General features: G+C 70.5%; 5 protein-coding genes. 2 read left to right on the top strand and 3 right to left on the bottom strand.

Annotation, left to right across the window (positions count from 1 at the left end; all coding sequences use genetic code 11):
• A partial coding sequence (locus tag G3I40_RS09545; protein WP_164301725.1) for a CHRD domain-containing protein occupies nt 1-726 on the top strand: 726 nt, incomplete at its 5' end.
• Nucleotides 727-759: 33 nt separating this feature from the next.
• Nucleotides 760-1,422 (top strand): class F sortase, encoded by a 663-nt coding sequence (locus tag G3I40_RS09540; protein WP_164301724.1) that lies wholly within the window; start codon nt 760-762, stop codon nt 1,420-1,422.
• A gap of 474 nt (nt 1,423-1,896) precedes the next feature.
• Here G3I40_RS09540 and G3I40_RS09535 read toward each other — a convergent pair whose 3' ends face one another.
• From G3I40_RS09535 to G3I40_RS09525, 3 genes are all read right to left on the bottom strand, one after another.
• Nucleotides 1,897-2,937, bottom strand: a complete 1,041-nt coding sequence (locus tag G3I40_RS09535) for an acyl-CoA desaturase (RefSeq protein ID WP_164301723.1) — start codon at nt 2,935-2,937, stop codon at nt 1,897-1,899.
• A 254-nt stretch (nt 2,938-3,191) separates the two neighbouring features.
• Nucleotides 3,192-3,809, bottom strand: a complete 618-nt coding sequence (locus tag G3I40_RS09530; protein ID WP_343244874.1) for a hypothetical protein — start codon at nt 3,807-3,809, stop codon at nt 3,192-3,194.
• 367 nt (nt 3,810-4,176) lie between these two features.
• Nucleotides 4,177-4,659 (bottom strand): DUF2690 domain-containing protein, encoded by a 483-nt coding sequence (locus G3I40_RS09525; protein ID WP_164301722.1) that lies wholly within the window; start codon nt 4,657-4,659, stop codon nt 4,177-4,179.
• Nucleotides 4,660-4,738 lie beyond the last annotated feature (79 nt).

Raw genomic sequence — 4,738 nt, 5'->3', positions numbered from 1 at the left:
GCGCACACCGGCCATCCGGCGAGCGCGTCCGGCGACAGCTACCAGGTCGACCTGACGTCGCTGAACGAGTCCGGTGCCAAGGGCACGGCGATGCTCAGCCTGGACGGCACCCGGCTCACGGTGAAGATCGAGGTCTCCGGCCTCGTGCCCGGTCAGCCGCACGCGCAGCACATCCACGGCTCCACCAGCGGGCACGACTTCCACTGCCCGGACGCCTCCGCGGACAAGAACCAGGACGGCATCGTCACCACGGCGGAGGGCATCCCGGCCTACGGCGACATCAACATCTCCCTGACCACCAAGGGAGACACGTCCAAGAACAGCGGGCTGGCCGTTGACCGGATGCCGACCGCAGACAAGGACGGCAAGCTCTCCTACGAGCGCACGCTGACCGTGTCGCAGAAGGTCGTCGACCACATCAAGGACCTCCACGTGGTCCAGCACGGCATCGACCCCAACCGCAACGGCAAGTACGACTTCGGCAAGGGCAAGAGCGAACTCGACCCCAAGCTGCCCCAGGAAGCCACCGCTCCCGCGGACTGCGGCATGCTGCAGGGCGCGTCGGTGGGTTCCATGCCCTCGGGCGGCGTCGAGACCGGCTCCGGCAGCACGGCAGGCATCGAATCACCCGGCCTGATCGCCGGCGGCGGCGCCGCGATCGCCGCGGCGGCGGGTCTGATGCTCGTGCGGCGGCGTCGCACCCAGGCCGACGCCCTCGACGGCTGACCGGCCGTCATGCCGGCCCGAACACCGCTGAGCATGCTGCGCGTCGTCCGACGGCACCGGTTGTCGGTCGTCGCGGCCGCGGTCCTTCTCGTCGTGGGAGTCGCAGCCCTCGTCCTGGGGCTGTCGCGCCAGCAGCCCGCCCCGCCGGAGGTGCGGTCCGCGCAGCGTACGGCGGACGCCGCACCCGCGCCGCCGGCCCCGACGGGCAGCGCAACCGGGCAGCCGCCCGCAGAGGCGGAGGTGATGGAGGCCTCCGACCCGACCCGCCTGTCCATCCCGGCCATCGGGGTCGACACGTCCCTGGAGCGCCTCGGGCTGGACGGTGAGCGAGCGATGCAGACACCCCGTGACCCGGCCCGCGCGGGCTGGTTCACCCCGGGCCCCGACCCCGGTGCGCAAGGCCCGGCGGTACTCGCCGGTCACGTCACCTGGAACGGGTCCAAGGCCGTCTTCTTCGACCTGGCCCGTCTGGGTCGTGGCGATCACGTGTACGTGGACCGCAAGGACGGCTCGACCGCGCGGTTCACGATCACGCGCGTCGAGCAGTACGCCAAGGATCGGTTCCCCTCTCTCGAGGTCTACCGCAACATCGATCACGCCGGCCTGCGGTTGATCACGTGCTCGGGCACCTACAGCGGTCACCGCTACAGCGACAACACCGTCGTCTACGCCCGCCTGGACAACCCGGCGTCATAGCGTCCAGCTCCCCGGCCCTGCCCCCGCCGGTTCCGGCCGTTTCATATCGGTGTGCCGGGTACTCGGTCGCCGGAAGAGTGATCGAGCACCACAGAGGGACCAACCGACCGGCGCACGCCGGTCCGGTCGAGATGTGCGGGGAACCGTAAGAGGGGGCTCGAAATGTACATCGGCATCGGAACTGTCGTTATCATCCTGATCATTGTGCTCATCGTCCTGTTCATGCGCAGGCGCTGAATCCTTCCCGACTGGCGGCGATGACCGCGGGTCGGGCATGTCCGCACAACGATGAAGCTCCTGGTGGACGGGTGATCGACCAAGATCACCCGCTCCGCCAGGAGCTTCTGTGCTGCTCTGTTCCGCCGTTCAGGGGGCGGTCGTGCGATGCGGCATCTCACCGGTCAACTCCTCGTTCAGAGGCGGGAGTTCGGTGCACGCGAAGGGATGGCCCTCGGCATGCCTTCGCCGGAGCCGTCAGGCGCTCGCCCGGCTGCGGCGCAGCGGCGCGCCTGCGGCATGGAGGCTTTTGAGCGCCAGTCGGTAGGAGTCGATCAACCCCGTCTCGGCGTAGGGCACGTGGCGTTCCTGGCAGTAGGCGCGGACGATCAGTTGCGCCTTGCGCAGGTGGGGGGTGGGCATGTGGGGGAACAGGTGGTGCTCGATCTGGTAGTTGAGCCCGCCCAGGAGCAGATCGACGAAGCGCCCGCCGCGTACGTTGCGGGAGGTCACGACCTGACGTCGCAGGAAGTCGGGCCGGTCCTCTCCGGAGAGCATCGGCATTCCCTTGTGGTTGGGCGCGAAGATCGAGCCCAGGTACAGGCCGAAGAGGCACTGGTGGACGAGGAGGAACAGCAGGGCCTTGCCCGCCGGCAGCACGAGGAACAGCGCGCCGAGGTACAGGACGAAGTGGCCGATGAGGAGAAGGGCTTCCGTCCGGCGTTGCTTCAGCGCGGGGTCGTTGAGCGACCGCAGCCCGGAGACGTGCAGGTTGAAGCCCTCCAGCGCCAGCAAGGGGAAGAAGAGGTACGCCTGCCGACCGCCGAGCAGCCGGGGCAGCCCCTTCGCCTGCGCGGCCTGGCCGGAGTTCCACACCAGGATGTCGGGGCGCACGTCCGGATCGAGGTCTTCGTGGTTGGGGTTCGCGTGGTGGCGGGAGTGCTTGTCCTGCCACCAGCCGTATCCCATACCGATGCCGAGGTTGCCCAGCGCGCGACCGGCCCGGGCGCTGGCGGCCCGTAGCAGGAACACCTGACGGTGCGCCACATCATGTGCCAGCAGGGCCATTTGCCCGAAGACGAACGCCATCGATGCCGCCAGCGCCAGTGTCCACCAGCTGTCGCCGACCAGTACGAAGGCGAACCAGGTCAGCACATAGCCGGCCGAGACGAGGGCGATGCGTGCCGCGTAGTACCCGGGTCGTCGCCCGAGCAGCCCTGCGGCCTTGATCTTCTTCGACAGGAGGGTGAAATCGCTCCCGTGATCGGCTTTTGAAGGTGCGAGTGCGGAACTTGCCATGGGGCCGGCCCTTCGGAACTGTCCCTGCCCGGCGAAGAGTGGGGGAGGTCGCGTGCGACTCCGGAAATGCACGCCTCGGAGGCATCGGAGAGGAGGGGTCGCGCGGCCCGGTAGCCGTTGCGTACGGGATTCCCGCAAGCCGTGTCGCCGGAACGAATGAGCTGTCCGGGGCTGGGGACAGAAGGTGGTCGAGAACCGACCGCCTATGCCCAGTATAGCCGGAGGCGCAAGGCCTTCGTCCGAAGCGGCGCAGATCAGACGGGTGGGTCCAGCTCGTGGAGCGGCGTACCGCTCGCCCAGCGATGCAGCCGGACGCCGTCGACCAGCTGCACGCGGGGCTGGTGGGAGGCCCACTGGACGTCGGTGCGGCTGAACGCACTGCTGTGGACGAAGAGTTGGTGGCGGGAGCCGTCGGGCCGGGAGGCCGTGTCGGGGGAGCCGGCTCCGACGACGTTCTCTTCGGGAGGGACGTCGATCGTGGCGCGGACCGCGACGTCGAGTTCCCTGCCGTGGGCATCGCGCGCGTAGAGCCGCACGCTGCTCCCGTCGGTGAGATCGGTGACCTGCCAACCCTCGCGGCGCAACATCCGTTCGATCGCTCGGGCGAGGCCGCGCCGGTCGAGCCGGGACAGTTCGGCAGGGGTGTACAGGCCCAGACGGCGGTGGACGAAGGCGCGACGCCCCCACAGGCCTGCGCAGCCGAGCACGGCGAGCAGGGCGAGGGCGAGCGCCAGGGCGGCGAGGCCGAACCTGCGGTGCACCGTCACGAGAGCGAGCGGTGCGAGGAGCACCGCCAGACCGAGGCCGACGAAGGCGGGCAGCACGTCGCGCAGTCCGGGGCCGTACCGGCCCTGGGCGCGCAGCTCGGCCACGACCCGTCGCCGAGCACGCAGGGATTGCGCCGCCGGGAGCCGCCGTACCCACTCCGGCGCCGGACAGCGACCGGGCCCTCTGCGTCTCGTCACCGCAGTCAACTCCCCCCACCACCGCGCACGGCGTCCCGTGGGAAAGGGTTACCTGTCGACGCGGGGCGACGCCAGGGCAGAACATCGCGTCGTTCGGGTATGGCTTGCTCCCGGCGGGAGACCCGGCCTGCACGGTGTGGACCAGCAGCGCGTACCCCCGTGGGGGCTGGCACGCCCAGGCACCTCTGGTTCGGCCAGGAGCCAGAGGAGCCGCCCCTCCTTCCCGTCGCCCCGAAGTCCCGGTGATCGTCTCGGGTCGCAGTACTCCTGGGCATCACGGCAGCTCGGTCTCGGATGCCGGATCCGGCCGGGCCTGTGCGCGGAGTTCGATCGCGCCCGCGCAGGCCACGCGGTCCGCCACCTGCGCGCAGGCCACCGCCCGCTTCGGGTCGTCGGCGTCCAGCATCGGGCTGACGCTGCGGCCCTTGCGGCCCTTCGGGTGCGTGGTGAGCACCTCGTCGGGGCCGAGCCGGATCGACACCTTGCGGGCGGTGCCCGTCAGCGGCTCCACCTCCGACCACACGGCACGGCAGCCGGGACTGAAGCGCAACCGCACGATGTACGTCGCGTCCTTCGTGAGATTCGTCGTACGGGCGTCCGCCGTGCACCCCGCGTGCTGCGGGAAGCGCCCCTCGCAGGCGTAGCCGCGGCACGGGTGCGGCGCCGGGGGCGTCGAGGGTGCGGACGTACCGGAGAACGCGTCGGCCGCGCCGAGCGTCGCGGTCAGGGCGACGAGCGTGGTCAGGGCGCCGAACACCCGGCGCCCGCCGACCCCGAACGGAAGGGCGAACGGGAGCCGGGACCTACGGCCGCTCGGCCGCACCGAAGGCGCGCTG

Source organism: Streptomyces sp. SID14478 (assembly GCF_010548525.1).
GTDB lineage: Bacteria > Actinomycetota > Actinomycetes > Streptomycetales > Streptomycetaceae > Streptomyces.
The sequence above is the reverse complement of the archived record's forward strand: the minus strand, read 5'-3'. Positions and strand labels throughout refer to the sequence as shown.